19 protein-coding genes and 1 pseudogene are annotated in these 26042 nt (G+C 70.9%); all 20 read left to right on the plus strand.

All coding sequences use genetic code 11. The annotated features are described in order from the left end of the window. Positions 1-1204: pseudogene (locus CJ022_RS00465) on the plus strand (chemotaxis protein CheA); the annotation flags it as partial. A 60-nt stretch (positions 1205-1264) separates the two neighbouring features. Then, entirely contained in the window at positions 1265-2005 is a 741-nt protein-coding gene (locus CJ022_RS00470) for a flagellar motor protein (RefSeq protein ID WP_101924760.1), read from the plus strand. Next, a complete protein-coding gene (gene motD / locus CJ022_RS00475; RefSeq protein ID WP_101924761.1) occupies positions 2005-2988 on the plus strand; it encodes a flagellar motor protein MotD in 984 nt (327 codons plus the stop codon). Before CJ022_RS00470 ends, motD begins: the two co-directional genes overlap by 1 nt. Next, the gene (locus tag CJ022_RS00480) at positions 2988-3767 is read left to right on the plus strand and encodes a ParA family protein (RefSeq protein WP_101924762.1); all 780 of its coding nucleotides are present in this window, start codon (positions 2988-2990) and stop codon (positions 3765-3767) included. The genes motD and CJ022_RS00480 overlap by 1 nt, the downstream gene beginning before the upstream one ends. Further along, entirely contained in the window at positions 3764-4528 is a 765-nt protein-coding gene (locus CJ022_RS00485; RefSeq protein WP_143703843.1) for a chemotaxis protein CheW, read from the plus strand. The genes CJ022_RS00480 and CJ022_RS00485 overlap by 4 nt, the downstream gene beginning before the upstream one ends. Before the next feature lie 85 nt (positions 4529-4613). Next, the gene (locus tag CJ022_RS00490) at positions 4614-4931 is read left to right on the plus strand and encodes an STAS domain-containing protein (protein ID WP_101924764.1); all 318 of its coding nucleotides are present in this window, start codon (positions 4614-4616) and stop codon (positions 4929-4931) included. After that, positions 4928-5293, plus strand: a complete 366-nt coding sequence (locus CJ022_RS00495) for a response regulator (protein ID WP_101924765.1) — start codon at positions 4928-4930, stop codon at positions 5291-5293. Before CJ022_RS00490 ends, CJ022_RS00495 begins: the two co-directional genes overlap by 4 nt. Positions 5294-5336: 43 nt before the next feature. After that, the gene (locus CJ022_RS00500) at positions 5337-7310 is read left to right on the plus strand and encodes a chemotaxis protein CheA (RefSeq protein WP_101924766.1); all 1974 of its coding nucleotides are present in this window, start codon (positions 5337-5339) and stop codon (positions 7308-7310) included. 97 nt (positions 7311-7407) lie between these two features. Continuing rightward, positions 7408-8595: an OprO/OprP family phosphate-selective porin gene (locus tag CJ022_RS00505; RefSeq protein WP_101924767.1), complete on the plus strand. Its 1188-nt coding sequence runs from the start codon at positions 7408-7410 to the stop codon at positions 8593-8595. Positions 8596-8824: 229 nt separating this feature from the next. Next, positions 8825-10987 carry a methyl-accepting chemotaxis protein gene (locus tag CJ022_RS00510; protein WP_101924768.1) on the plus strand — a complete coding sequence of 721 codons (2163 nt, stop codon included), beginning with the start codon at positions 8825-8827 and terminating at the stop codon, positions 10985-10987. Between the two features lie 268 nt (positions 10988-11255). After that, positions 11256-13415 carry a methyl-accepting chemotaxis protein gene (locus CJ022_RS00515; protein ID WP_101924769.1) on the plus strand — a complete coding sequence of 720 codons (2160 nt, stop codon included), beginning with the start codon at positions 11256-11258 and terminating at the stop codon, positions 13413-13415. A gap of 78 nt (positions 13416-13493) precedes the next feature. Next, positions 13494-14264: a flagellar brake protein gene (locus CJ022_RS00520; RefSeq protein WP_101924770.1), complete on the plus strand. Its 771-nt coding sequence runs from the start codon at positions 13494-13496 to the stop codon at positions 14262-14264. An 88-nt stretch (positions 14265-14352) separates the two neighbouring features. After that, positions 14353-14832 carry a chemotaxis protein CheW gene (locus CJ022_RS00525; RefSeq protein ID WP_101924771.1) on the plus strand — a complete coding sequence of 160 codons (480 nt, stop codon included), beginning with the start codon at positions 14353-14355 and terminating at the stop codon, positions 14830-14832. A 100-nt stretch (positions 14833-14932) separates the two neighbouring features. Beyond that, entirely contained in the window at positions 14933-15316 is a 384-nt protein-coding gene (locus CJ022_RS00530; RefSeq protein ID WP_101924772.1) for a hypothetical protein, read from the plus strand. 63 nt (positions 15317-15379) lie between these two features. After that, on the plus strand, positions 15380-17737 hold the full coding sequence (locus tag CJ022_RS00535) for a methyl-accepting chemotaxis protein (protein ID WP_101924773.1): 2358 nt from the start codon (positions 15380-15382) through the stop codon (positions 17735-17737). A gap of 455 nt (positions 17738-18192) precedes the next feature. Beyond that, positions 18193-20424 carry a methyl-accepting chemotaxis protein gene (locus CJ022_RS00540; protein ID WP_101924943.1) on the plus strand — a complete coding sequence of 744 codons (2232 nt, stop codon included), beginning with the start codon at positions 18193-18195 and terminating at the stop codon, positions 20422-20424. A 179-nt stretch (positions 20425-20603) separates the two neighbouring features. Then, a complete protein-coding gene (locus CJ022_RS00545; RefSeq protein WP_101924774.1) occupies positions 20604-23381 on the plus strand; it encodes a methyl-accepting chemotaxis protein in 2778 nt (925 codons plus the stop codon). 98 nt (positions 23382-23479) lie between these two features. Continuing rightward, on the plus strand, positions 23480-24352 hold the full coding sequence (locus tag CJ022_RS00550) for a CheR family methyltransferase (RefSeq protein WP_101924775.1): 873 nt from the start codon (positions 23480-23482) through the stop codon (positions 24350-24352). Next, positions 24349-24948: a chemoreceptor glutamine deamidase CheD gene (gene cheD / locus CJ022_RS00555; RefSeq protein ID WP_101924776.1), complete on the plus strand. Its 600-nt coding sequence runs from the start codon at positions 24349-24351 to the stop codon at positions 24946-24948. Before CJ022_RS00550 ends, cheD begins: the two co-directional genes overlap by 4 nt. Further along, positions 24945-26012 (plus strand): protein-glutamate methylesterase/protein-glutamine glutaminase, encoded by a 1068-nt coding sequence (locus CJ022_RS00560; protein WP_101924777.1) that lies wholly within the window; start codon positions 24945-24947, stop codon positions 26010-26012. Before cheD ends, CJ022_RS00560 begins: the two co-directional genes overlap by 4 nt. Positions 26013-26042: the final 30 nt, after the last annotated feature.

A 26042-nucleotide genomic window follows, 5' to 3' on the forward strand; every position in this document is an offset into this window, starting at 1 on the left:
GCAGCGCCCGCGCGCGCGCCGGCGCCGCCGCGACGCGCCCCGTCGGCGCAGGATGCGCCGCCTGCGGGTGCGCCGGCCGCGTCAGAGCGCGAACAGACGGTGCGCGTCGACACCAAGCGCCTCGACGCCATCGTCGATCTGGTCGGCGAACTGGTGCTCGCGCGCAACCGCCTCAAGACCCTGCGCGCACGCCTGCGCGACGAGGATCTCGACCGCGCGGTCACGACGCGCGGTCATGCGCACGCGCATGCAGCCGGTCGGCAAGGTGTTCTCGCGATTCCCGAAACTCGCGCGCGACGTCGCCCGGGCGCTGGACAAGGAAGTCGAACTCGAACTGCACGGCGCCGAGACCGAGCTCGACCGCAACCTGGTCGAGGCGCTGGCCGATCCGCTGATCCACCTGGTGCGCAACGCCATCGATCACGGCATCGAGATGCCCGCGCTGCGCGAGGCCACCGGCAAGCCGCGCGCCGGCACCGTGCGGCTGATCGCGCAGCAGCAGGGCGATTACGTCGGCATCGAGGTGCAGGACGACGGCGCCGGCATCGACCCCGAGCGCCTGCGCACGAAGGCGATCGAGAAAGGCCTGATCGACGCCGAAGCCGCCGCGCGTCTCGGCAGCGAGGAATGCCTGAACCTGATCTTCCTCGCCGGGTTTTCCACGCGGACCGAAGTCAGCGACATCTCCGGCCGCGGCGTCGGCATGGACGTGGTGCAGTCGCGCATCCGCGAACTCGCCGGTCAGATCCAGGTGCATTCCGAACTCGGCCGCGGCAGCCGCTTCTCGCTGCGCGTGCCGCTGACGCTGGCGATCCTGCCGGCGCTGCTGGTGCACACCGCCGACGACGCCTATGCGCTGCCGCTGGCCCGCGTGCAGGAAGTGCTGCACGCGCCGGCGCACACGGTGAACTGGTTCGACGGCCGCGCCGCGCTCGACCGCCGCTCGCACACGCTGTCGCTGCTCGACCTGCGCCACTGGCTGGGCCAGCCCGCCCTGCAGGCGCCGCTGCTGACGATCGTGGTGCTGCAGCGCGGCGACAGCCGCTTCGGCCTGGTCGTCGACGAGGTCCGCGGCCGCGAGGAAGTCGTCATCAAGCCGATGCCCAAGGCGCTGCGCGGCCTGCCCGGCTACTCGGGCGCGACGCTGATCGGGGACGGCCGGCTGGCGCTGGTGCTCGATGTCGACGCGCTGCGCATCGCCTGACGGCGCGCGCATCGCGACCTTTCCGTTCAAGTCGACGCCCCCCTCGCCGATACCGTCAGCATGGATATCTTCAGCATCGTCGGACTCGTGCTCGCGCTCATCGCCCTGGTCGGCGGGAGCGTGCTCAAGGGCGCCGGTCTCGCGGCACTGTGGTCCCCGGCGGCGTTCGTCATTGTCATCGTGGGCACGGTCGCGGCGATCCTGCTGCACACGCCGCCCGACGTGTTCAAGCGCGCGATGCGCATCGTCAAGTGGACGATCAAGCCACCGGTCGGCGACCGCGGCGCGCTGGTCGCGCAACTGCTGGAGTGGAGCAACGTCTCGCGCAAGCAGGGCCTGCTGGGGCTGGAGCCGTACGTCGAGGCGCAACCCGATCCCTTCCTGCGCAAGGGCCTGCAGATGCTGGTCGACGGCGTCGAGCCCGAGGCGATCCGCCACATGCTGGAAATCGAACTGCACGGCGAGGAGCAGCAGGATCTCGCCGCGGCGAAGATCTTCGAGAGCATGGGCATCTACGCCCCGACCCTCGGCATCGTCGGCGCAGTGCTCGGCCTGATCGCGGTGATGAAGAACCTCGCCGATCCCAGCAAGCTCGGCCACGGCATCGGCGCGGCGTTCACCGCGACGATCTACGGCATCGCCTCGGCCAACCTGTTCTTCCTGCCGGTCGCGGCCAAGCTCAAGAGCGTGATCCAGCGCCGCTCCGGCGAGCGCGAACTCGCGATCGAAGGCCTGATCGCCATCGCCCAGGGCGAGAACCCGCGCAACATCGAAGCGCGCCTGGCCGGCTTCCTGCACTGATGGGACGCAAGCGCCACCACGAGGAACACGCCAATCACGAGGCCTGGGCGATCCCCTACGCCGACCTGATGACGCTGCTGCTCGCCTTTTTCGTCGTCATGTACGCGATGTCCTCGCTCAACGAGGGCAAGTACCGGGTGCTGGCCGATTCGCTGGCCAATGCTTTCAGCGGCACGCCGCGCACGATCGATCCGATCCAGGTCGGCGAGAACCGCCTGCGCGACGCCAGCCTGACCGAGCCGGTGCCGATTCCCGGGGGCGCCGGCCACGGGCCGGGTTCCTCGTCGCGGGTGCTCGATTCGCCGCTGACCCCGATGCTCGAATCGAAGATGCGCAGCGACCGCATCGGCGACCAGCAGGCCGACGCCGCGTCGATCGCCGCCTCGCGCCGGCAGCTGGCGCGCATCGCGGTCGAGCTGGAAGCGGCGCTGGCCGAGATGGTCGAAGCGAAACAGATCACGATCCGCCGGTCCGAGCTGTGGCTTGAGGTCGAGATCAACAGCGACATCCTGTTCCCCAGCGGCTCGTCCGCGCTGGCGACCGGCGCGCGCGACCTGCTCGGCAAGCTCGCCAACGTGCTGCGCGACCTGCCCAACCCGGTGCGCATCGAGGGCTATACCGACGACCAGCCGATCAACACCGCGCAGTTCCCGTCGAACTGGGAACTGTCGGCGGGTCGCGCGGCCAGCGTCGTGCATCTGTTCGTGCGCGAGCGCCTCGCGCCCGAGCGCCTGGTGATGGTGGGTTACGGCGAATACCGGCCCAAGGCCGACAACGCCAGCCACGACGGCCGCAACGCCAACCGGCGCGTGGTGCTGATGGTGCTCGCGACCCCGGACAGCGAACGTGGCCGCCCGATCGGCGCACCCGCCGTCGCCGCGGCGCCGGCGGCACCGCAAGCCGCACCCCAGGCGCCCGCGGTCGCCGTCGTGATGCCGCCACCCCCGCCTCCCCCACAACCGACCCCGCAAGGAGAGACCTGATGCGCGTCTGGGCGATCGCCAACCAGAAGGGTGGCGTGGGCAAGACCACCACCACGCTGGCCCTCGGCCGGGCGATGGTCGCGCGCGGCCTGCGCGTGCTGCTGGTCGACCTCGATCCGCACGCCTCGCTGACGCTGGCCTTCGGCGTGCCGGGCACGCCGCCGCCGGCCGGCGTGGCCGACCTGTTCGGCACGCCGCCGTCGAGCCTCGCCAGCCTGATGCGCCCGTCGAGCACCGAGGGCCTCGATTTCGTCTGCGCGCAGACCGCGCTGGCGACGATCGAACGTCGCAGCGCGACCCAGCCCGGCCTCGGCCTGGCGATGTCGCAGGCCATCACCCGCCACACCGGCGGCCACGACGCGATCCTGCTCGACTGCCCGCCGACACTGGGCCTGCTGATGGTCAATGCGCTGGCCGCCGCCGACCGCGTCATCGTCCCGACCCAGTGCGAACCGCTGGCGCTGTACGGCCTGGCCGGCATGGTCCGCACCGCGGAGATGGTCGAGCGCTCGCGCCAGCGGCCGTTGCCGGTGTCGGTGATCCCGACGATGTACGACCGGCGCACGCGCATCGGCCGCGACACGCTGGCCCAGCTGCAGGACGAATACCGCGACCGGATCTGGGACCAGGCCGTGCCGGTCGACACCCAGCTCAGCAACGCCGACGCGCTGGCGCGCCAGGTCGTCGACGGTGCGCCCGCCGGACGTGCCCTGTCGGCCTACGGCCGCGCGCTCGACTGGCTGCTGGCCGAAGAGAAGGCCTTGGAGCTGGCGGCGTGAACGCGGCCGGCGTCGTCGACGACTATCTCGGCGTGCTGCTGTCCGGCGCGACGGCGGAACCGGCGCCCGTCGCAGCGCCGCTGCGCGCGGTGCCGGCGGCTACGGTCGACGTCGTGGCCGCACCGATGCCGCCGGCAGCCGCACCGGCCCCGGCGACGCCGCCACCCGCGCCTGCGGCACCGCCGGTCGACACCGGACACGCCGCGACCCCGCCGCTCTCGCGTCCTGCGCTGCCGCCGCGTCGCCTGCCGCCGCGCGGCCGTGCCGGCGAGGCGCAGAATTCCGATGCACCGGCCGCGCCGCTGCGCCGCGCCAACGAACGCAACGGCCGCTGGCTGCGCCTGCGCTGCGGCGACCAGGTCTACGGCGTGGAACTGCTGAAGATCCGCGAGGTCGTGCTGCCGACGCCGTTGCTGCCGCTGCGCGGCGCGGTGCCGAGCGTCGCCGGGATCATGAACCTGCGCGGCCAGGTGGTGCCGGTCATCGATCTCGGCGTGCAGCTGGGCGAACCGCCGATCGGCGAGTCGGCGACGACCCGCGTCGTCGTGCTCGAGGAAGGCGGCGACGTGCTCGGCCTGCGGGTCACCGCGATCGAGGATGTGGTGCTGGTGGCCGATGCCGATGTCGAAGGCACACACACCTCGCGCCTGGCGCCCGTCGGCGGCCACCGCATCCGCGGCATCGCGCGACTCAACGGCGCGGTGATGCTGCTGCTCGACGCCGCCCGGCTGCTGTCGGCGACGCTGCACACGCCGCGCTGAGTCCCTCGGCCCGCTCACGGGCCGTCGGCTAAAGCTCGGCTCACCGGTGCCGCTAATGGCAACGGACCCCCACCGCGGAGACGCGATGAACACGTTGGACCTCGGCGAAGATCTCGGCATCGAAGCGAGCGCGGAACTGCATGCGCGGCTGGCTCCGCACCTGGACGATGCGGTCGAGATCGTACTCGACGGCGCGCGCGTCTCGCGCCTGCACACCGCCGGCGTGCAGGTGCTCTGCGCCTTCTTCGCCAGCCGTCGCAGCAGCGGCCGCGCGACGTCGCTGCAGGGCTGCAGCGATGCGCTGCGCAATGCCGCCGCCCTGCTCGGCGTCGGCACGTCGCTGGGCCTGACCGGCGACGCCCCCCTCATTTCAAACGCAAGCACAGTGGAGAACCCCGCATGAGCGCACGCATTCTGGTAGTGGACGATTCGGCCTCGATGCGCCAGATGGTGTCCTTCGCCCTGACCTCCGCCGGCTTCACCGTCGACGAGGCCGAGGACGGCCAGGTCGCGCTGGGGCGCGCGCAGGGACAGCGGTTCAACGCCGTGGTCACCGACGTCAACATGCCGAACATGGACGGCATCGCGCTGATCCGTGCGCTGCGCGGGATCCCCGACTACAAGTTCACGCCGATGCTGATGCTGACCGCCGAGTCCGCGGCCGACAAGAAGGCCGAAGGCAAGGCCGCCGGCGCGACCGGCTGGCTGGTCAAGCCGTTCAATCCGGACCAGCTCGTCGCCACCGTCCAGAAGGTCCTGGGCTGAGTCAGCCCCGCCCTCCCGCACTCCGATCGCAGGCCGAGTTCCCATGAGCATGGACATGCAGCGCTTTCACGCCACCTTCTTCGAGGAAAGCCGGGAGGGACTCGAAGCGATGGAAGCGGGCCTGCTGCAGCTCGAGCAGGGCGACCGCGACGCGGAACTGATCAACTCGATCTTCCGCGCGGCGCATTCGATCAAGGGCGGCGCCGCGACCTTCGGCTTCGACGCCGTCGCCGCGCTGACCCACGTGCTGGAAACGCTGCTCGACGAACTGCGCGCCGGCAAGCGCGCGGTCACCGGGCCGGCGATCGACGCGATGCTGGCCTCGGTCGACGTGCTGCGCGCCCTGCTCGGCGAAGCGGAGACCGGCCAGCCCGCCGATCCGCAGGCCTCGCAGGCCGTGCAGGCGCGGCTCAATGCCGTGCTCTCGGGCACGGAGGCCCCCGGCCCCGTCGCCGTGGAAGCGACGGCGCCGCCGCAGGCCGACCCCAGCGGCTGGCAGATCGGCTTCACGCCGGCGCCCTCGCTGTTCATGAGCGGCAACGACCCCCTGCGCATCATCCGCGAGCTCGATGGCCTGGGGTCGCTCGCCGTCGCCTGCCGCACGGAACGCCTGCCCGCGTTCGCGCAGCTCGATCCGCTCGAGGCCTACCTCGCCTGGGACCTGGGCCTGGTCGGAGCGGTGCCGCGCAGCGCCGTCGACGAAGTCTTCGCCTGGGTCGAGGACGACTGCGAACTCGACATCCAGCCGGTGTTTCCGGCAGCGGCAGTCGATGCCGGCGTCGCCACCGAAGCCGATCCGGCGAACGCCGCGCCCGGCGCGGCCGATGCGCGTGGCCCGCAGGAACCCGCCGAAAGCTCGATCCGCGTCAGCACCGACAAGATCGACGGCCTGATCAACCTGGTCGGCGAACTGGTCATCACCCAGGCCATGCTCAAGCAGGTCAGCAGCAATCTCGATCCGGTGCTCGCCGAGCGCCTGTTCGAAGGCCTCGACCAGCTCGAACGCAACACGCGCGACCTGCAGGAAGCCGTCATCGGCGTGCGCATGCTGCCGGTCGAGGCGGTGTTCCGCCGCTTCCCGCGCCTGGTCCGCGACCTGTCGGCGCGGCTGGGCAAGCAGGTCCGCCTGCGCACGCTCGGCGAAGGCACCGAGCTCGACAAGGGCCTGATCGAGAAGATCGCCGATCCGCTGGTGCACCTGGTGCGCAACTCGATCGACCACGGCCTGGAACTGCCCGATGCGCGCGTCGCCGCCGGCAAGGACCAGACCGGCACGATCACGCTCGCCGCCTCGCACCAGGGGGGCCACATCGTCATCGAGGTCGGCGACGACGGCCGCGGCCTGGACCGCGAACGCATCCTCGCCAAGGCGGCCGAACGGGGCCTCGCGGTTCCGGAGAAGCCGACCGACGCGCAGGTCTGGGACCTGATCTTCCAGCCCGGTTTCAGCACCGCCGATGCGGTCACCGACCTGTCGGGGCGCGGCGTCGGCATGGACGTGGTCCGCCGCAACATCCAGGCGCTGGGCGGCGAAGTGCAGCTCGAAAGCGTGCTCGGCCGCGGCACGCGCGTCGTCATCCGCCTGCCGCTGACGCTGGCGATCCTCGACGGCATGACGGTCGCCGTCGGCGAGGAAACGATGATCCTGCCGCTGTCGCACGTCATCGAGGCGCTGCAGCCGCAGGCCGAGGACATGCGCACGATGGCCGGCGACGGCCGCGTGCTGCGCGTGCGCGGCGAATACCTGCCGCTGGTCTCGCTCAACACCTATTACCGCTACGGCCAGCCGCGCCGCGAGGACCCGCTGGTCGTCGTCGTCGAAGGCGACGGCCAGAAGCTGGCGCTGGAAGTCGACGAGCTCGTCGGCCAGCAGCAGGTCGTGGTAAAGAACCTCGAGAACAACTACCGCCGCATCGACGGCGTGTCGGGTGCGACGATTCTCGGCGACGGCCGCGTCGCGCTGATCGTCGATGTCGGCGGCCTGGTGCGCTCGTTGCGGGTGCCGCAGGCCGCGTAACGGGGCGTCGCGTCCCGCCAGTTCCCTCCGTCATTGCGCAGTCCGCCACCAGCCGGGACCGGTGGTGGACCCAGTCGCACATCCGGAGACCATATCCATGACACCTCACGCCACCCTTTCGCTGGCCCTGCTGGCCCTGCTGGCGCTCGCCCCCTTCGCCGCCACGGCCGCATCCGACGGCGTCAGCGTCTGGCCGCCGAAGCTCACGACCGCCGCGGGCACCGAATTCGCCGCGACGGGCAACGTCGCCTACGACGGCAACACGTCCGACGGCGACGACTTCGACCGGGGCGCGACGCGCCTCGACGACGCGCACGGCTGGCGCCGCCGGGAATTCGGGGTGTCGCTGAAGCGCAAGGGCGTCTACGAAGCCGGGGTGGCGTTCGACTTCGAGGCCAAGACCTGGATGGACGTGTCGCTGCGGCTCGACAGCCAGGCCTTCCTGGGGCGCGATGCCGGCCGCGTTCGCGTCGGGCAGATGAAGCTGCCGCTCGGGTTCGAAGGCAACACCGCGACCCGCAATGCCAGCTTCATGGAGAACAGCCTCGCCACGCAGGCGTTCTACCAGGGCCGCCGGATCGGCCTCGACTGGGCGTTCGAGCGCCGGCACTACCTGGTCAACGCCGGTTATTACGGCCAGGACCTGCAGGGCAACAATCCCGGCAACACCCTCGCCGCCCGCGCCGCCTGGACGCCGCGCAAAGCGACCGGCGACGTCCTGCACCTGGGCGTGTCGGCCACCCGTGAACGCCTGCGCGGCGAGACCAACGGCCTCGGCGTGGAAGTGCCGCCGTCGGTGCGCTGGCGAGCCAAGCCCGAAGCGTCGCTGGCGCCGTTGCGGCTGGTCGATTCCGGCGCGCTGGCGGGTGTCGGCGACATCCACCGCAGCGGCGTGGAAGCACTGTGGATCCGCGGCCCGGTGTCGCTGCAGGGCGAATACCTGCGCCAGACCAGCGAACGCAATGGCACGCTCGGCGACTATTCGACGGACGGCTACTACCTGTTCGCCAGCTGGCTGGTGACCGGCGGATCGCGCAGCTACAGCGGCGGCAACGTCAGCAATCCCGGGCCCGGCTCGGTCGAGCTGCTGCTGCGCCACAGCCACATCGACCTCGACAGCGACGGCATCGCCGGCGGCCGCGAGCGCAACTGGACCGCGGGCGCGAACTGGTATCCGTGGCGGCACCTCAAGCTGCAGGCCAACGTGGTATTCGTCGACGCCACGCGCGGGCCCCGCACCACCCGCGGACACGTCGGCGAGCTGCGCGCGCAGTTCAGCTTCTGAGCCGCCGACGCGGCGCACGCGCGACCCGCGTGTCCGCGCCACGCGGCGGGTTCGCGCACGGGTCCGACGACGCCGGGCGCACCGCGCCTCAAGCATTCCTTCACGCGGCCGTTACTGGAGTGCAGACCCGCCACACGCACCACCACGCGTACGCATCCCGCACTGGCGACACGGGGCATCCGCCTGTCTGCGGATTGATCGTTCCATCGCCCGTTCCCGGAGATGTCCCATGCAGTGGTTCCAGAATCTCGCCATCGGCCGCAAGCTCGCCGTCGCCTTCACCCTGACCTCGCTGATGACGATCGCACTGGGCGTGTTCGCCCTGCTGCAGTTGCGCGCGCTCAACACCCAGTTGCAGAACGTCAGCGGACACGACGTCCCCGCCATGCAGTACACCGGCGAAATCCGGGCGCAGCTCGGCGAGTTCCGCACCTTCGAAATGGCCCAGCTGACCCGACTCGACGAACCGGACGCGATCCTCGATTACGACAAGCGCATGGCCGACAGCAAGGCCATCGTGCAGGCGCAGCAGGCGCTCTACGAGGCGCTGCCGCTGACGGCCGACGAACGCACGCTGTATGCCGACGTGACCGAGAAGCTGGCCGCCTACTTCGGCGCGCACGACGAGATCGCGGCGGCGCTCGCCGCCGGCGATCCGGTCGCGGCGCAGGCCGTGTCCGACGACAAGTCGCGCCCGATGCGGCGCGACCTGTTCGCCTCACTCAAGGAACTCGGCGAGCAGACCACGACCAAGCTGCACGGCGACATCGCCGAGACGGACGCGCTGTACAGCACGAGCAGCCAGGCGATCCTCGCCGGCATCGTGGCCCTGAGCGTGCTCGCCGGCCTGATGGGCTGGTTCATCGCACGTGCCATCGTCGTGCCGGTGCGCGATGCGGTGCGCGTCGCCAACGACGTGTCCGCCGGCAAGCTCGGCGGCGCGATCGACACCACGCGCCGGGACGAGGTCGGCCAGCTGCTGGGCGCGATGCAGGCGATGCAGACGCAGGTGCAGTCGGTGATCACCGCCCAGAGCGACATGGCGGCCCGGCACGACGCGGGCGAGATCAGCTACCGCATGGACGACAGCCGGTTCCCCGGCGAGTACGGCCGCATGGTGCGCGACACCAACACGCTCGTCGGCGCGCACATCGACATCGAGATGCGCATGGTCGACATCATGCAGCGCTACGCGATCGGCGATCTCACCGTCGACATGGAAGCGCTGCCCGGCGAACAGGCCCGGCTGACCGAGGCCATGGTCACCACCAAGCGCAACCTGCTCGCGATCAACCACGAGATCCGCCATCTGGTCGATGCCGCGGCCGGTGGCGACTTCACCGTGCGCGGCGACGAGGCCGCGTTCCAGCACGACTTCCGCCTGATGGTCGAAGGCCTCAACGGCCTGATGGGCACGACCGACGCCAATCTCGCGGCCGCGTCCGCGCTGCTGCAGGGCATCGCGCGCGGCGACCTGACCGTGCGCATGGACGGCGAGTTCCACGGCGTGTTCGCCGCGATGCGCGACGACGCCAACGCCACAGTCGCCCAGCTGACCGGCATCGTCGCGCGCATCCAAGGCGCCTCCGATGCGATCGGGACCGCATCGTCCGAGATCGCCGCCGGCAACGACGACCTGTCGCGGCGCACCGAACAGCAGGCGGCGAACCTCGAAGAGACCGCCGCGTCGATGGAAGAGCTGACGTCCACCGTGCGCCAGAACGCAGACCACGCCCGCGAAGCCAACCAGCTCGCCATCGGTGCGGCCTCGGTCGCGTCGCAGGGCGGCGACGTGGTCAGCCAGGTCGTCACCACGATGGCCGACATCGAGAAGTCCTCGCGCAAGATCGGCGACATCATCTCGGTCATCGACGGCATCGCCTTCCAGACCAACATCCTCGCGCGCAACGCCGCGGTCGAAGCGGCACGTGCCGGCGAGCAGGGGCGCGGCTTCGCGGTCGTCGCCTCTGAGGTCCGCACGCTGGCACAGCGCAGCGCGCAAGCCGCCAAGGAGATCAAGCAGCTGATCGACGACTCGTCGCACAAGGTGACCGATGGCGCGTTTCTGGCGGGTCAGGCCGGCAAGACGATGGGCGAGATCGTGTCGTCGGTGCAGCGCGTGACCGACATCATGGCCGAGATCGCCGCGGCGTCGCAGGAACAGGCCGCCGGGATCGAGCAGGTCAACCAGACCATCACCCAGATGGACGAGACCACGCAGCAGAACGCCGCGCTGGTGGAAGAAGCCTCGGCCGCCGCGCGTGCCATGGAAGAACAGGCCGCCGGCCTGACCGAGACGGTCTCGGTCTTCCGCATCGACACGACGACGGTGCGGCTCGACACCGTGGCGCCGGCGGACCGGGACGCGCCGGTGATGCGGGCCGCTGCCTGAGACGGGGACGCGGGCGTGCTGCGCCCGCGTCGCCGGCAGGTGTTCTGAGCGAGTGACACGGAAGGGGGATCACCCGCGCGCATCGGATCGACACCGCAACGGAATTCACACCGTCAGCACGTTGCCGTCCGAGACATGAATCACATTGTGCGTTCCACCGGCATCTCATTCAGAGCGCGTCCGCCGCGCCGTTATGGGATCCGACCGGTATGCCCGACGGTCGGCAGCGTGGCTGCACGCATCGGGTGCTCACGATGGATTCCTCCCCATGAACTTCGGCAACCTCCGGATCGGCCAGCGGCTCGCGATCGGGTTCTCCTGCGTCATCCTGCTGATGGTGGTGCTCACCGCGATCGGCATCCACCGCGTCGGTCGCATCAGCGACGGCCTGCACACGATCAACGACGTCAACAGCGTCAAGCAGCGCCACGCGATCAACTTCCGCGGCAGCGTGCACGACCGTGCGATCGCATTGCGCGACGTGGTGCTGGCCGACGGCCCGGACGCCGTCGCCGCGGCCGAAGCGCAGATCGACACGCTGGCCGGCTTCTATGCGGATGCCGCCGCGCCGCTCGATACGCTCGTCGCAGGCTCGACCGACCAGCAGGAACGCGTGCTGCTCGACGGCATCCGGGCGATCGAGGCCGAAGCCCTGCCGCTGATCGCCCAGGTGCGGGCCCTGCGCGAGGCCGGTGACGCCGCCGGCGCGCAGCAGCTGCTGATGGCCGAGGCCGCGCCCGCGTTCGTCACCTGGCTGGCGCGCATCAACGCCTTCATTGATCTGCAGGAAGGCAAGAACCAGCAGGAAGCCGCCGCCGCGGTCGCGACGGCCGACGGATTCGCGCTGCTGATGCTGGCCCTGGCCGGCGTGGCGCTGGTCGCCGGCGGCACGATCGCCTGGCTGCTCACGCGCGGCATCACCCGCCCGCTCCGCCAGGCGCTGGACGCGGCGGACCGCGTCAGCCGCGGCGAACTGGCCGCACCGATCGAACGCGGACGCGGCGACGAGACCGGCGACGTGCTCGCCGCGATGCAGCGCATGCAGGACCAGCTGCGCGCAGTGATCGCCGCCCAGCGCGGGATGGCCCGCGAACACGACGCCGGCACGATCAGCTACCGCATGGACGCCGCCGCGTTCCCCGGCGAGTACGGCACCATGGTCGCCGGCACCAACGACCTCGTCGACGCGCACATCGCGGTCAAGATGCGCCTGGTCGACGTGATCCAGCGCTACGCGGTCGGCGACCTGCGCCAGGACATGGACCGCCTGCCCGGCGAGAAGGCCGTCATCACCGAGACCATGGACACCGCCAAGGCCAACCTCACCGCGATCAACGGCGAGATCCGCCGGCTGGTCGCGGCCGCGGCGCAGGGCGACTTCGCGGTGCGCGGCGATGCGGCGCGGTTCGAACACGACTTCCACGACATGGTCGACGGCCTCAACCGCCTGATGCGGACCGCGGACGGCAACCTCGCCAGCGTATCCGGCGTGCTGCAGGCCATCGCCCGCGGCGACCTGACCGCGCGCATGGACGGGGACTTCCACGGCGTGTTCGCCGCGATGCGCGACGACGCCAACGCGACCGTCGCCCAGCTGACCGGCATCGTGTCGCGCATCCAGGACGCTTCGGGCGCGATCGGGACGGCATCGTCGGAAATCGCCGCCGGCAACCACGATCTGTCGCAGCGCACCGAGCAGCAGGCGGCAAACCTCGAGGAGACCGCGGCGTCGATGGAGGAACTGACCTCCACCGTCCGCCAGAATGCCGACAACGCCCGCCGCGCCGACCAGCTGTCGGCGAGCGCCGCGCAGGTCGCGTCGCAGGGCGGCGAGGTCGTCGGCCAGGTCGTCACCACGATGGCCGAGATCGAGCAGTCCTCGCGCCGGATCGGCGACATCATCTCGGTCATCGACGGCATTGCCTTCCAGACCAACATCCTCGCGCTCAACGCCGCGGTCGAGGCGGCGCGCGCCGGCGAGCAGGGCCGCGGTTTCGCGGTCGTCGCCTCGGAAGTCCGCACCCTCGCCCAGCGCAGCGCGCAGGCGGCCAAGGAGATCAAGCAGCTGATCGATGACTCCACCGGCAAGGTGTCGGAAGGCGCGGCGCTCGCCGGCCAGGCCGGCCGCACGATGGGCGAGATCGTCGCCTCGGTGCAGCGCGTGACCGACATCATGGCCGAGATTTCGGCGGCCTCGCAGGAACAGGCGGCCGGCATCGAACAGGTCAACCAGACCATCACCCAGATGGACGCGACCACGCAGCAGAACGCCGCGCTGGTGGAAGAAGCCTCGGCGGCCGCGCGCGCGATGGAAGACCAGGCGGCCGCGCTGACCGACACCGTCGCCGTGTTCCGCCTCGACGCGACGACGACGCTGCTGCAGTCGATGGCCGGCGACGCGCGACGTCCGGTGGCCGAAGCGGCCTGACCGGCGGGCGGCACGCGCGCCTCAATTTCCGGGGCGCGCTGCCGATACCGCCAGCGACTGGACCTTTCCGCCTGGACGATGACTGTCGCCGACGCACACTCGCTTCTGCTGGACGACGCCGAACAATCGCCCTTCGCGCTGCGCGAGCCGCGCGAGGTGGCCCAGGTGCTGCGGGCGCTGGTCAACGCCCGCGCGATGATCAGCGCCAGCCTGCTGCCGGGCGGCCACCCCTGCCCGACCGCGCTGCTGGCGGTCCACGACGACGGCACGATGATCCTCGACGGCAACCGCCACGAGGGCATGAACCGCCGCGTCGCCGCGGCCACCCGACTGGTCTGCAGCACCCAGCTGGACCTGGTGCCGATCCGCTTCCGCCTGCCGACGCCGCTGCGCATCACCTGGGAGGGTTACCCGGCCTTCACCGTGCCCTGGCCCGAGACCCTGCTGCGCCTGCAGCGCCGCGAGATGTACCGCCTGCAGGTGTCGCCCACCGCGCCGGCCATCGTCCACGTCGGCGACGACGACACCCCGCCCGACCCCGGCCAGCCCGGCCTGCGCGTGCTCGACATCAGCGGCGGCGGCATCGCGATCGCCGTGCCCGACGGCAGCGAGCACCATTTCGCCGCGCAGACCCGCCTGCGCGCGTGCCTGCTGCGGCTGGCCGAGGCCGACCCCATGCCGGTCGTGCTCGACGTCGTCCACATCGGCCGGTTCGACGTGCGCGGTGCGCCGCACTGGCGGGCCGGCTGCCATTTCGTCGACATGCCCGGCGCGCACGAGAAGCGCGTGCTGCAGTACATCTTCCAGGTCGAGCGGCAGCGCAACGCGCGCCAGCGCCGCGGCGGCTGAGCCGCCCTAAAGTTGTGGCCGCACCGGCCGATCTCCTGCAGGTCACCCTCGCCGCACCGATCGCGGCACCGCAGCAGGAGCGCCCCGCATGACCCGATCCACGCCCAGCGTCGCCGGCGAATATCTCAGCTTCACCCTCGGCGACGAGCATTACGGCGTCGACATCCTCAAGGTGCAGGAGATCCGCGGCTACGACGCGGTCACGCGCCTGCCCGACGCCCCGGACTACATCAAGGGCGTCATCAACCTGCGCGGCACCATCGTGCCGGTCATCGACCTGCGCCTGAAACTGCGCCTGGCCGAAGCGCGCTACGACAGCTTCACCGTGATGATCGTGCTCAACGTCGAGAACCGCGTCGTCGGCATCGTCGTCGACAGCGTGTCCGACGTCGTGCCGCTGGCCGATGAGCAGGTACGCGCGACGCCCGAGTTCGGCGCCGCGGTCGATACCCGCTTCATTGCCGGCATCGGCACGCTCGACGACAAGATGCTGATCCTGCTCGACATCGAGACGCTGCTCGACAGCGCCGACCTCGTCGACACGGCCGCGCTCGAGGACGCCGCCTGAGTTGCCGACCGCCTCTAAAGTTCGTCGCCGCGTGGCCGCTAGTAGGGCAACGGGCGCGCCGAACGTGTCGCCCGATATCCCCTGACTGGAGTAGATCGCAATGTTGTCCAAGACCACGACCCGCCTGCTGGCCGCGCTGCTGCTGAGCGGCGCCGCGTCCGTCGCCACCGCCCAGGATCCGATCCGCCCCGACCAGGCTGTCCGTTTCGTCGGTCAGAGCGGCATGGTCTGCGGCAAGGTGGAGAAGACCCGCTACGCCGAGAATTCCGAAGGCCAGCCGACCTTCCTGTACATGGGCGGCGCCTTCCCGCGCCACACGTTCTCCGCCCGCATCGGCAACGACCAGCGCGGCAAGTTTAGCCCGTCGCCGGAAGAACTCGAAGGCCGCGACATCTGCGTGCTCGGCACGATCCAGCGCGACGCGGGTCGCGCCGAAATCGCGGTCCGCACGCCGAACGACGTCAAGCTCGCCACGATCAAGTAAGACCCCGGCCCGGTCGCCCACGCGACCGGGCTTTTTTCCATCCCGTCAGAGGGACACCGCACCATGCACTGGTTCTCGAATCTCAAACTCGCGCCCAAGCTGATGCTGGCTTTCGGCGTCGTCCTGCTCATCATGCTCATCCAGGGCATCGGCGCGTACACCGGCCTGCGCTCGATGGACGGCGTGACGACCAATCTCACCGCCGACGTGCTGCCCAGCGTGACGCTGACCGGCGAGACCCGCGGCCTGCTCGGCGAATACCGCACCGCCTCCTACCGCAGCCTGGTCCGCGCCAGCGAGGCGTCGAAGCAGCAGGCCCGCGAGCGCGCGGTCCAGATCGAGGGCCAGCTGGCCGAGAATTTCCAGGCCTACGGCCAGTACGCCAAGACCGACGAACAGCGCCGCCTGCTGATGGAGCTGGTCACCGCGTGGGACGCGGCCCGCGCCTCGTACGCATCGGTCAACGAAATGCTGGAACTCGAGCTGCCGGACGACGCGCTCGACACCTTCATCGGCGAGACCAGCGAACTGCACGACGCCACCAGCGCCGCCCTGGCCGCCCTGGCCGACGAGGCCAACCGCGTCGCCGCCGCCTCGCAGGAAGACGCCGACAGCGCCTACGCCACCTCCAGTGCACTGCTGGCGATCCTGCTGCTGGCCGGCATCGGCGGCGGCTTCGTCGTCGCCTGGTGGATGGCCCGTAGCCTGACCTCGTCGATGCGCGAAGCGGTCGGCGTGGCCGAGGACGTGGCCGGCGGCAAGCTCGACACCGTCATCGACACCAGCCGCGCCGACGAGATCGGCGACCTGCTGCGGGCGATGCAGCGCATGCAGCGCGACCTGCGCGAGCGCATCGAACGCGACCAGGCGGTCGCCGGCGAGAACCTGCGCATCCGCACCGCGCTCGACAGCTCCGGCACCAGCGTCATGATCGCCGACCCGGACCGCAACATCATCTACGCCAACGGCGCGGTCACCCGCCTGCTGCAGCAGTACGACGAGCAGATCCACGTCGCGCTGCCCGAGTTCGAACTCGACGGCCTGCTCGGCACCCGCCTCGACACCTACCAGCCGCAGCCCGAACGCGTCGCCGCCCTACTCGAGCAGCTGGAAGGCGTGCACCACGACGAACTGACGATGGGCGAGGCGCACTTCGGCCAGACCGTCGCCCGCGTCGACGACACCGACGGCAACCTGCTGGGCTACGTCGTCGAGTGGCGCGACCGCACGCCGCAGGTCAACGTGGAAGTGGAACTGGCCCGCGTCATCCAGGCCGCCGCGGCGGGCGATCTGTCGCACCGCATCGGCCTCGAAGGCAAGGAAGGCTTCTACCTGCAGCTCGCCGAGCAGCTCAACGGCCTGCTCGACGCCAATGCCGCCAGCCTGGAGCAGGTCTCCAACGTGCTGACCGCACTCGCCGACGGCGACCTGACGGTGCGCATGGACGGCGATTTCCACGGCGTGTTCGCGACGATGCGCGACAACGCCAACGCGACCGTCGCCCAGCTGACCGGCATCGTCTCGCGCATCCAGGACGCCTCGGGCGCGATCGGCACCGCGTCGTCCGAGATCGCCTCGGGCAACAACGATCTCTCGCGCCGCACCGAGCAGCAGGCGGCGAACCTCGAAGAGACCGCCGCGTCGATGGAAGAGCTGACGTCCACCGTGCGCCAGAACGCCGACCATGCCCGCCAGGCCAACCAGCTGGCGATCGGTGCGGCCTCGGTCGCGTCGCAGGGCGGCGACGTGGTCAGCCAGGTCGTCACCACGATGGCCGACATCGAGAAGTCCTCGCGCAAGATCGGCGACATCATCTCGGTCATCGACGGCATCGCCTTCCAGACCAACATCCTCGCCCTCAACGCGGCGGTCGAAGCGGCCCGCGCCGGCGAACAGGGGCGCGGCTTCGCGGTCGTCGCCTCGGAAGTCCGCACCCTCGCCCAGCGCAGCGCGCAGGCGGCCAAGGAGATCAAGGGTCTGATCGACGATTCCACCGGCAAGGTCGCCGACGGCGCGGCGCTCGCCGGCCAGGCGGGCAAGACGATGGGCGAGATCGTGTCGTCGGTGCAGCGCGTGACCGATATCATGGCCGAGATCGCCGCCGCGTCGCAGGAGCAGGCCTCGGGCATCGAGCAGGTCAACCAGACCATCACCCAGATGGACGAGACCACGCAGCAGAACGCCGCGCTGGTGGAAGAAGCCTCGGCCGCCGCACGCGCGATGGAAGAACAGGCGGCCGGTCTGGCGCAGACGGTCTCGGTGTTCCGCATCGAAGCCGTGCAGGCCGCGATGCAGGCCGCGATGACGGGACAGCGGGTGGCACCCGCCGCGCCGATCCCGCGTCGTGCGGCAGCGCCGGCCCGCCCCGTGGCCATCAAGGCAGTGCCGCCGGTGGCGGAGACGGACTGGGCGGAATTCTGACGACCCGCTCCATCGCAACACGTCCAACGCCCCGGTCCCCGACCGGGGCGTTGTCGTTTCGGGCCAGGCAGTGGGTTCAAGGCGCGTCGTGCCACACCGCGCAGCGCGCAGTCCAGGGAAACACGCGGGGCGTTGCGCCAGGCCGTCCGGAAGGCTGACGCCGCGACACCGACCTGCGGGGGCCCGTGCGGGCGTCCCTGCCCCGCCCGCCATTCGAAGGCGACGCGACGGACGCCGCCTGCCCGCGTGGCGAGACCCGTTCGCCAGGTGGCGCCCGTGCATCCCGCAAGCGACGCTACGTCGATCGCGGCCTGTTGGATCCCCGGAGAGCCCGCACGTATCGTTCTGTTCGTGGCTCCTCAGGCGCCTTACCGCGTGCCGTTATTCCATCCGGACCGGAACGCCCGACGGTCCCGTAGATGGCGGTACGCACCGGGTGCAACGACGAGACCACCATGCACATCGGACACCTCCGGATCGGACAGCGCCTCGCTGCCGGCTTCTCATTCCTCATCCTGCTGATGCTCGTACTGACGGTCGTGGGCATCCAGCGCGTCAACCGCATCAGCGACAGCCTGCACGCGATCAACGAGGTCAACAGCGTCAAGCAGCGTCACGCGATCAACTTCCGCGGCAGCGTGCACGACCGCGCCATTGCGCTGCGCGACGTGGTGCTCGCCGATGGACCCGAGGCGGTCGCGGGCGCCGAGGCGCAGATCGAGGCGCTCGCGGGCTTCTACGCCGAGTCCGCAGCGCCGCTCGACGCCCTGGTCGCGGCGTCCACCGATGCGCGCGAGGCCGAGATCCTCGCCGGCATCCGGGCCATCGAAAGCGAGGCGCTGCCGCTCACCGCCCAGGTTCGGACCCTGCGCGAGGCCGGCGACGTTGCCGGCGCGCAGCAACTGTTGATGACCGAGGCCGCGCCGGCCTTCGTCACCTGGCTCGCGCGGATCAACGCGTTCATCGATCTGCAGGAACGCAAGAACCAGCAGGAAGCCGTAGCGGCCGTGCAGGCAGCGGACGGGTTCGCGATGTTCATGCTCACGCTCACCGTTCTGGCGCTGGTGGCGGGCGGCGTGATCGCCTTCATGTTGACGCGGAGCATCACGCGTCCGCTGCAGCGCACGCTGGTGGCCGCCGAGCGCGTCAGCCGCGGCGAACTGGATGCGCCCATCGAAGTCGGCCGGCGGGACGAGGTGGGCCAGGTGCTGGCCGCGATGGCGCGCATGCAGGACCAGCTGCGCGCGGTGATCGCCGCCCAACGCGAGATGGCGCGCGAGCACGACGCCGGCGCCATAAGCTACCGGATGGACGCGGCGGCGCTGCCGGGCGATTACGGGGTGATGGTCGCGGGCACCAATGCGCTGGTCGCCGCGCACATCGCAGTGAAGATGCAGGTGGTCGAACTGGCCCGCCGGTATGCGATCGGCGACCTGTCGCAGGACATGGACCGCCTGCCCGGCGAGAAGGCGGTGATCACCGAGACCATGGATGCGGTCAAGTCCAACCTGACGGCGATCAACGTGGAGATCCGCCGCCTGGTCGAGGCCGCCGCGCGCGGCGACTTCAGCGAACGCGGCGACGCGGACCGGTTCGAGTTCGAATTCCAGGACATGGTCGACGGCCTGAACCGGCTGGTGCAGACCGCGGATGCCAACCTGGCGGACGTCTCCGCCGTCCTGCGGGCGATCGCCCGCGGCGATCTCACCGCGCGCATGGAAGGCGATTACCAGGGCGTGTTCGCCGCGATGCGCGACGACGCCAACGCGACCGTCGCCCAGCTGACCGGAATCGTCTCGCGCATCCAGGACGCCTCGGGCGCGATCGGCACGGCATCGTCGGAAATCGCCGCCGGCAACCACGATCTGTCGCAGCGCACCGAGCAGCAGGCGGCGAACCTCGAGGAGACCGCGGCGTCGATGGAGGAACTGACCTCCACCGTTCGCCAGAATGCCGACAACGCCCGCCGCGCCGACCAGCTGTCGGCGAGCGCCGCGCAGGTCGCGTCGCAGGGCGGCGAGGTCGTCGGCCAGGTCGTCACCACGATGGCCGAGATCGAGCAGTCCTCGCGCCGGATCGGCGACATCATCTCGGTCATCGACGGCATCGCCTTCCAGACCAACATCCTGGCGTTGAACGCGGCGGTCGAAGCGGCGCGCGCCGGCGAACAGGGGCGGGGCTTCGCGGTCGTCGCCTCGGAAGTCCGCACCCTCGCCCAGCGCAGCGCGCAGGCGGCCAAGGAGATCAAGCAGCTGATCGACGACTCCACCGGCAAGGTGTCGGAGGGCGCGGCGCTCGCCGGCCAGGCAGGCCGCACGATGGGCGAGATCTTCGCCTCGGTGCAGCGCGTGACCGACATCATGGCCGAGATCTCGGCGGCCTCGCAGGAACAGGCGGCCGGCATCGAACAGGTCAACCAGACCATCACCCAGATGGACGAGACCACGCAGCAAAACGCCGCGCTGGTCGAGGAAGCCTCGGCCGCCGCGCGCGCGATGGAGGACCAGGCGGCCGCACTGACCGAGACGGTCTCGGTGTTCCGCATCGAAGCTGAGCAGGCCGCGATGCAGGCCGCGATGAACGCACCGCGTCCGGCCCCGGCCGCGGCCCGGCGTCCCGCGCCGGCTCGCCGGCCCGCGATCGAGTCGGCCCCGGCGGTGGCGGTGACCGACTGGGCCGAGTTCTGAGGCCCCGCGTCACCGCGCGTCGGCGTGTATGCGGCGTGCGTCGACGCGCCGCCCGCCCGCCACCAACCCGGTCATCGGTCGTGACCCGGATCACGGAAAGGAATCGCTCAAGCCGCTCCGTCACGCGCCGATAACAAAGGCGTCCATCCAACACGGCCAGGCTGGCCGGAGCGCACACCATGACCCGACCCCTCCAGCACGCATCGATCGGCACCAAGCTGTCGATCGCCGCCGCCCTTGCCGCGGGCCTCTGCCTGCTGCTGCTCGCGGTCATCGTCTACCGCGATTCCGCCGACGTCTACGAACGCGAAGCCAGCCTGGCGCTCGCCGATGCAGCCGGCGCGGTCGGCGAGAGCGTCGCCCTCTACGAAGGCACCCTGGTCGACAACACCGAGCGGCTGGGCAGCGCGTTCGCGGCGATGCTCCCGGCCGAGGCGCCGACGCTGGATGCGGACCGCACGGTGCTGGTCGCCGAGCGCGACACCCCGCGCCTGGCCTTCGGTCGCCATGTCGCCAACCTGGACTTCGCCAGCGTCGACCGCTTCACCGGCAACACCGGCGCGGTGGCGACGATCTTCGCCCGCGACGCCGACGACTTCGTCCGCGTGACCACCTCGCTGACCAACGACGCCGGCGAGCGCGTCGTCGGCACCGCGCTCGACCTCGCGCACCCGGCGCACGCGCGCCTGCTCGCCGGCGAGTCCTACACCGGCCGCGCGCGCCTGTTCGGCCGCGACTACATGACCCACTACCGGCCGTTGCTCGACGCGGAAGGCGCCATCGTCGGCAGCCTCTTCATCGGCCTCGACTACACCGAAGGCCTGGCGGCGTTGACCTCGCGCCTGCGCGAGACCCGCATCGGCGGCGACGGCTACATCGTCGTCGTCGACCGCAGCGGCGAGACCCCGGTGCTCGTCTCCCACCCCGCCGGCACCGAAGGTGATCCGCTGGCACTCGCGACCCCCGACGGGCACGAGGCCCTGAGCGCCCTGTTGGCCGCGGCCGAGGGCGATGCGCGCCTGGCGTTGTCGCCCGACGGCGCCGCGCCGGCGGCCGCTGCCGACCTGCACGCCGCCGCGTTCGCGCCGTGGAACTGGGTGCTGCTGGCAGTCAAGCCGCGGCAGCACGCGGAAGCCGCGTTGGCCGCGATGCGCTGGAAGATCGCCGGCGTGTCGCTGCTGGCCCTGGTCGCACTGGTGATCGCCATCGTCGTCGTCAGCCGCCGGCTGGTGTCGCGCCCGCTCGGCCGCGCGATCGCGATCGCGGACCGCGTCGCCGAGGGCGATCTCGACACCGCGATCGTCGCGTCCGGCCACGACGAGACCGCGCACCTGCTGCAGGCGCTGGCGCGCATGCAGGACGGACTGCGCCAGCGCGCCGAGCAGGACCAGGCGAGCGGACGCGAGAGCCTGCGCATCCGCACCGCGCTCGACAGCGTGACCACGCACGTGATGATCGCCGACACCGCGCGCGACATCGTCTACGTCAACCGGCCGCTGCAGCGCATGCTCGCCGAGGCCCAGGACGACCTGCGCCGCGACCTGCCCGCGTTCGACGCGAGCGCGCTGGTCGGCAGCAACATCGACGGTTTCCACAAGGCGCCCGAACACCAGGCGACGATGCTGGCGCGACTGCGCGACACCCACCGCGCGCAGATCCGCATCGGCGGCCGCACGATGCAGCTCATCATCAGCCCGATCCTGGACGCCAAGGGCACGTCGGAAGGGTTCGTCGTGGAATGGGCCGACCGCACCGCCGAGGTCCAGGTCGAGGCGGAAGTGTCGCGGATCGTCGCCGCCGCTGCGGCCGGCGACCTGTCGGGCCGCGTGCGCACCGACGACAAGCACGGCTTCCTGCTGCAGCTCGCGCAGCAGCTCAACGGCCTGCTGGACGCGAATGCGACCAGCCTCGACCAGGTGTCGGGCGTGCTGACCGCACTCGCCGAGGGCGACCTCACCGCGCGCATGGACGGCGATTTCCACGGCGTGTTCGCGACCATGCGCGACGACGCCAACGCGACCGTCGCCCAGCTGACCGGCATCGTCTCGCGCATCCAGGACGCCTCGGGCGCGATCGGCACCGCGTCGTCCGAGATCGCCGCCGGCAACAACGATCTCTCGCGCCGCACCGAGCAGCAGGCGGCGAACCTCGAGGAGACCGCGGCGTCGATGGAGGAACTGACCTCCACCGTGCGCCAGAACGCGGATCACGCCCGCCAGGCCAACCAGCTGTCGCTGAGCGCCGCGCAGGTCGCGTCGCAGGGTGGCGAGGTAGTCGGTCAGGTGGTGGAGACGATGGCCGACATCGAGAAGTCCTCGCGCAAGATCGGCGACATCATCTCGGTCATCGACGGCATCGCCTTCCAGACCAACATCCTCGCGCTCAACGCGGCGGTCGAAGCGGCACGTGCCGGCGAACAGGGCCGCGGCTTCGCGGTCGTCGCCTCGGAAGTGCGCACCCTGGCCCAGCGCAGCGCGCAGGCCGCGAAGGAGATCAAGGGCCTGATCGACGACTCCACCGGCAAGGTCTCGCAGGGCGCGGCCCTCGCGGGCGAAGCCGGCAGGACGATGGGCGAGATCGTGTCGTCGGTGCAGCGCGTGACCGACATCATGGCCGAGATCGCCGCCGCGTCGCAGGAACAGGCCGCGGGCATCGAACAGGTCAACCAGACCATCACCCAGATGGACGAGACCACGCAGCAGAACGCCGCCCTGGTCGAGGAAGCCACCGCCGCCGCACGCGCGATGGAAGAACAGGCCGCCGCGCTGACCGAGACGGTGTCGATCTTCCGCACCGACGCGCTCGCCGCACCGGTGCTGCCCCCCGCACCCCTGCCTGCGACGCGCCCCGCACCGCCGGCACCGGCGCGCCGCGCCGCGCCGTCGGCACGTCCCACCCGCGTCGCGGCGGCACGCCCTGCGGTCGCCCTCGCCGAGGCGGACTGGGCGGAATTCTGACCACCGCCACGCGTGACGCGTGATCCCGGCCCCGGCACGGTCAACTTTCCGTCGCCGGGGCCGATACCCCTGCAGGCACCTTGCGCGAATCCGGCCCCATGTCAGCGACCTTCCTGCCCCACCCGCCGATCGGCAAACGCGATTTCACGTTCTCGGATCGCGATTTCCGCCGCATCTGCCAGCTGATCCACGACCGCGCCGGCATCGCCCTCGTCGACAGCAAGCGCGACATGGTCTACGGCCGCCTGTCGCGACGCCTGCGCGCGCTCGGGCTGACCGGGTTCGGCGATTACCTCGACCAGCTCGAACGCGATCCCGACGGCGAGGAATGGCAGGCGTTCACCAATGCACTGACGACCAACCTGACCGCGTTCTTCCGCGAGCCGCACCATTTCGACCACCTGCGGGCGCAGCTCGAGAGCAGCGGCGCGACCGCGCGTGCGCCGCTGACGCTGTGGTCGAGCGCGGCATCGACCGGCGAGGAGCCCTACTCGATCGCGATCACCGCCTGCGAGGCCTTCGGCACGATGACGCCGCCGGTGCGCATCCTCGCCACCGACATCGACACCCAGGTGCTGGCGACGGGGCAGCGCGGCGTCTACCCGGTCGAACGCGTGGCGGGGCTCGATGCCGAGCGCCGTCGTCGCTTCTTCCAGCGCGGCACCGGGCCGAACGAGGGCCAGTGCCGCGTGCATCCCGCGCTGCAGGCGCTGATCGACTTCCGTCCGCTGAACCTGCTGAGCCCCCGCTACGACATCGGCGGCCCGTTCGCGGCGCTGTTCTGCCGCAACGTGATGATCTATTTCGACAAGCCGACCCAGCGCGGCATCCTCTCGCGCCTGGTCACGCACATGGATGCAGGCAGCCTGCTCTACACCGGCCATTCCGAGAACTACCTGCACGCCGCCGACCTGATCCGCCCCTGCGGCCGCACGCTCTACCGCCGCAACTTCGGGACGGACGCGCCGTGACCCGCGCGGCAGTGCGCGAGGACGAGGTGCTGCGGTATCGCGATCCGCAGTTCAAGGTGCCGGCCGCGAAACTGCTGCCGACCCAGTACCTCGTCGTCGACGACGCCACCGCACTGGTGACCGTGCTCGGGTCCTGCGTCGCCGCCTGCGTGCGCGACCCGCTGCTGCAGCTCGGCGGCATGAACCACTTCATGCTGCCCGAGGGCAACGTCGGCGACGGCGCGCCCGCGCGCTACGGCAGCTACGCGATGGAACTGCTGATCAACGAGCTGCTCAAGCGCGGCGCCAGCCGGCGCCGGCTCGAGGCCAAGGTCTTCGGCGGCGCCAACGTGCTGCGCGGCTTCACCAGCAATCCGGTCGGCAGCCGCAATGCCGAGTTCGTGCGCGCCTACCTGCACGCGGAACAGATCCCGATCGTCGCCGAGGACCTGTGCGGCATCCATCCGCGCAAGGTCTGGTTCTTCGCCGACACCGGCCGCGTCGTCGTCAACCGCCTGCCGCATGCGCACGAGGCGGAGGTCGCGGCGACCGAGTCCGCGGTCCGCGCCCGCCTGTCGCGCGCGCCGGTCACCGGCGGCGTGGAACTGTTCGAATGACCGCCGCCCCGCCCTGCCGGGTGCTGATCGTCGACGATTCCGCAGTGGTCCGGCAGATGCTGACCGAGATCCTCGGCAACGACCCGGACATCGAGGTCGTCGGCACCGCCGCCGATCCGCTACTCGCGCGCGAGAAGATCAAGCGCCTGCGGCCGGACGTGATCACGCTCGACGTGGAAATGCCGCGCATGGACGGCCTGGCCTTTCTCGAGAACCTGATGCGCCTGCATCCGATTCCGGTGGTGATGGTGTCGTCGCTGACCGAACGCGGCGCCGACATCACCCTGCAGGCGCTGGCGCTCGGCGCGGTGGATTTCGTCTCCAAGCCCAAGCTCGACGTCGCCCGCGGCCTGCAGGGATACGCCGACGAGATCACCGCCAAGGTGCGGATGGCGGCGCGGTCGCGCGTGCGCGCCCTGGTCCGTCCGGCCGCGCCGCGGATCACCCTGGACGCCGCCGCGCCGCCCGCCGCGCCCGCGCTGCGCTTCCGCACCACCGACCGCCTGATCGCGATCGGCGCCTCCGCCGGCGGTACCGAAGCCCTGCGCGTCGTGCTCGAAGCGATGCCGCCCGACGCCCCGGCGATCGTCATCACCCAGCACCTGCCGGCGGCCTTCAGCACGCCGTTCGCCGAACGCCTGGACCGGCATTCGGCGATGTCGGTCCGCGAAGCGCACGACGGCGAGGCGGTCGTGCCGGGCCACGTCTACCTGCCGCCCGGCGGTCGCCATCTGCGCATCATCCGCGACGGTGCCCGCTGGCGATGCCGCGTCGACGACGGTCCGGCGATCAACCGGCACAAGCCGGCGGTCGACGTGCTGTTCCGTTCGGTGGCGGGCAGCGCAGGCGCCAATGCCATCGGCGTCATCCTCACCGGCATGGGCGACGACGGCGCGCGCGGCCTGCTCGAACTGCGCAACGCCGGTGCGCCGACGCTGGTGCAGGACGAAGCCACCAGCGTCGTCTGGGGCATGCCCGGCAGCGCGGTGCGCCTGGGCGCGGCGGAAGAACAGGTGCCGCTGGACAAGATCGCGGCGCGCCTGATGGCGCTCGCACGCGCCTAGTGCGCGATGCAGACAGTCAAGTTCTCCTGA

It is taken from the genome of Luteimonas rhizosphaerae (genome assembly GCF_002849595.1).
In the GTDB taxonomy this organism is placed as follows: domain Bacteria; phylum Pseudomonadota; class Gammaproteobacteria; order Xanthomonadales; family Xanthomonadaceae; genus Luteimonas; species Luteimonas cellulosilyticus.

Bases quoted from the DNA above. Each gene is read 5' to 3' on its own strand.
- CJ022_RS00500 (WP_101924766.1), top strand. From the start codon at position 5,337: ATGAGCATGGACATGCAGCGCTTTCACGCCACCTTCTTCGAGGAAAGC.
- CJ022_RS00540 (WP_101924943.1), top strand. From the start codon at position 18,193: ATGCACATCGGACACCTCCGGATCGGACAGCGCCTCGCTGCCGGCTTC.
- CJ022_RS00560 (WP_101924777.1), top strand. From the start codon at position 24,945: ATGACCGCCGCCCCGCCCTGCCGGGTGCTGATCGTCGACGATTCCGCA.
- CJ022_RS00495 (WP_101924765.1), top strand. From the start codon at position 4,928: ATGAGCGCACGCATTCTGGTAGTGGACGATTCGGCCTCGATGCGCCAG.
- CJ022_RS00515 (WP_101924769.1), top strand. From the start codon at position 11,256: ATGAACTTCGGCAACCTCCGGATCGGCCAGCGGCTCGCGATCGGGTTC.
- CJ022_RS00510 (WP_101924768.1), top strand. From the start codon at position 8,825: ATGCAGTGGTTCCAGAATCTCGCCATCGGCCGCAAGCTCGCCGTCGCC.
- CJ022_RS00480 (WP_101924762.1), top strand. From the start codon at position 2,988: ATGCGCGTCTGGGCGATCGCCAACCAGAAGGGTGGCGTGGGCAAGACC.
- CJ022_RS00535 (WP_101924773.1), top strand. From the start codon at position 15,380: ATGCACTGGTTCTCGAATCTCAAACTCGCGCCCAAGCTGATGCTGGCT.
- CJ022_RS00545 (WP_101924774.1), top strand. From the start codon at position 20,604: ATGACCCGACCCCTCCAGCACGCATCGATCGGCACCAAGCTGTCGATC.
- motD (WP_101924761.1), top strand. From the start codon at position 2,005: ATGGGACGCAAGCGCCACCACGAGGAACACGCCAATCACGAGGCCTGG.
- CJ022_RS00525 (WP_101924771.1), top strand. From the start codon at position 14,353: ATGACCCGATCCACGCCCAGCGTCGCCGGCGAATATCTCAGCTTCACC.
- CJ022_RS00505 (WP_101924767.1), top strand. From the start codon at position 7,408: ATGACACCTCACGCCACCCTTTCGCTGGCCCTGCTGGCCCTGCTGGCG.
- CJ022_RS00470 (WP_101924760.1), top strand. From the start codon at position 1,265: ATGGATATCTTCAGCATCGTCGGACTCGTGCTCGCGCTCATCGCCCTG.
- CJ022_RS00550 (WP_101924775.1), top strand. From the start codon at position 23,480: ATGTCAGCGACCTTCCTGCCCCACCCGCCGATCGGCAAACGCGATTTC.
- CJ022_RS00530 (WP_101924772.1), top strand. From the start codon at position 14,933: ATGTTGTCCAAGACCACGACCCGCCTGCTGGCCGCGCTGCTGCTGAGC.
- CJ022_RS00520 (WP_101924770.1), top strand. From the start codon at position 13,494: ATGACTGTCGCCGACGCACACTCGCTTCTGCTGGACGACGCCGAACAA.
- CJ022_RS00490 (WP_101924764.1), top strand. From the start codon at position 4,614: ATGAACACGTTGGACCTCGGCGAAGATCTCGGCATCGAAGCGAGCGCG.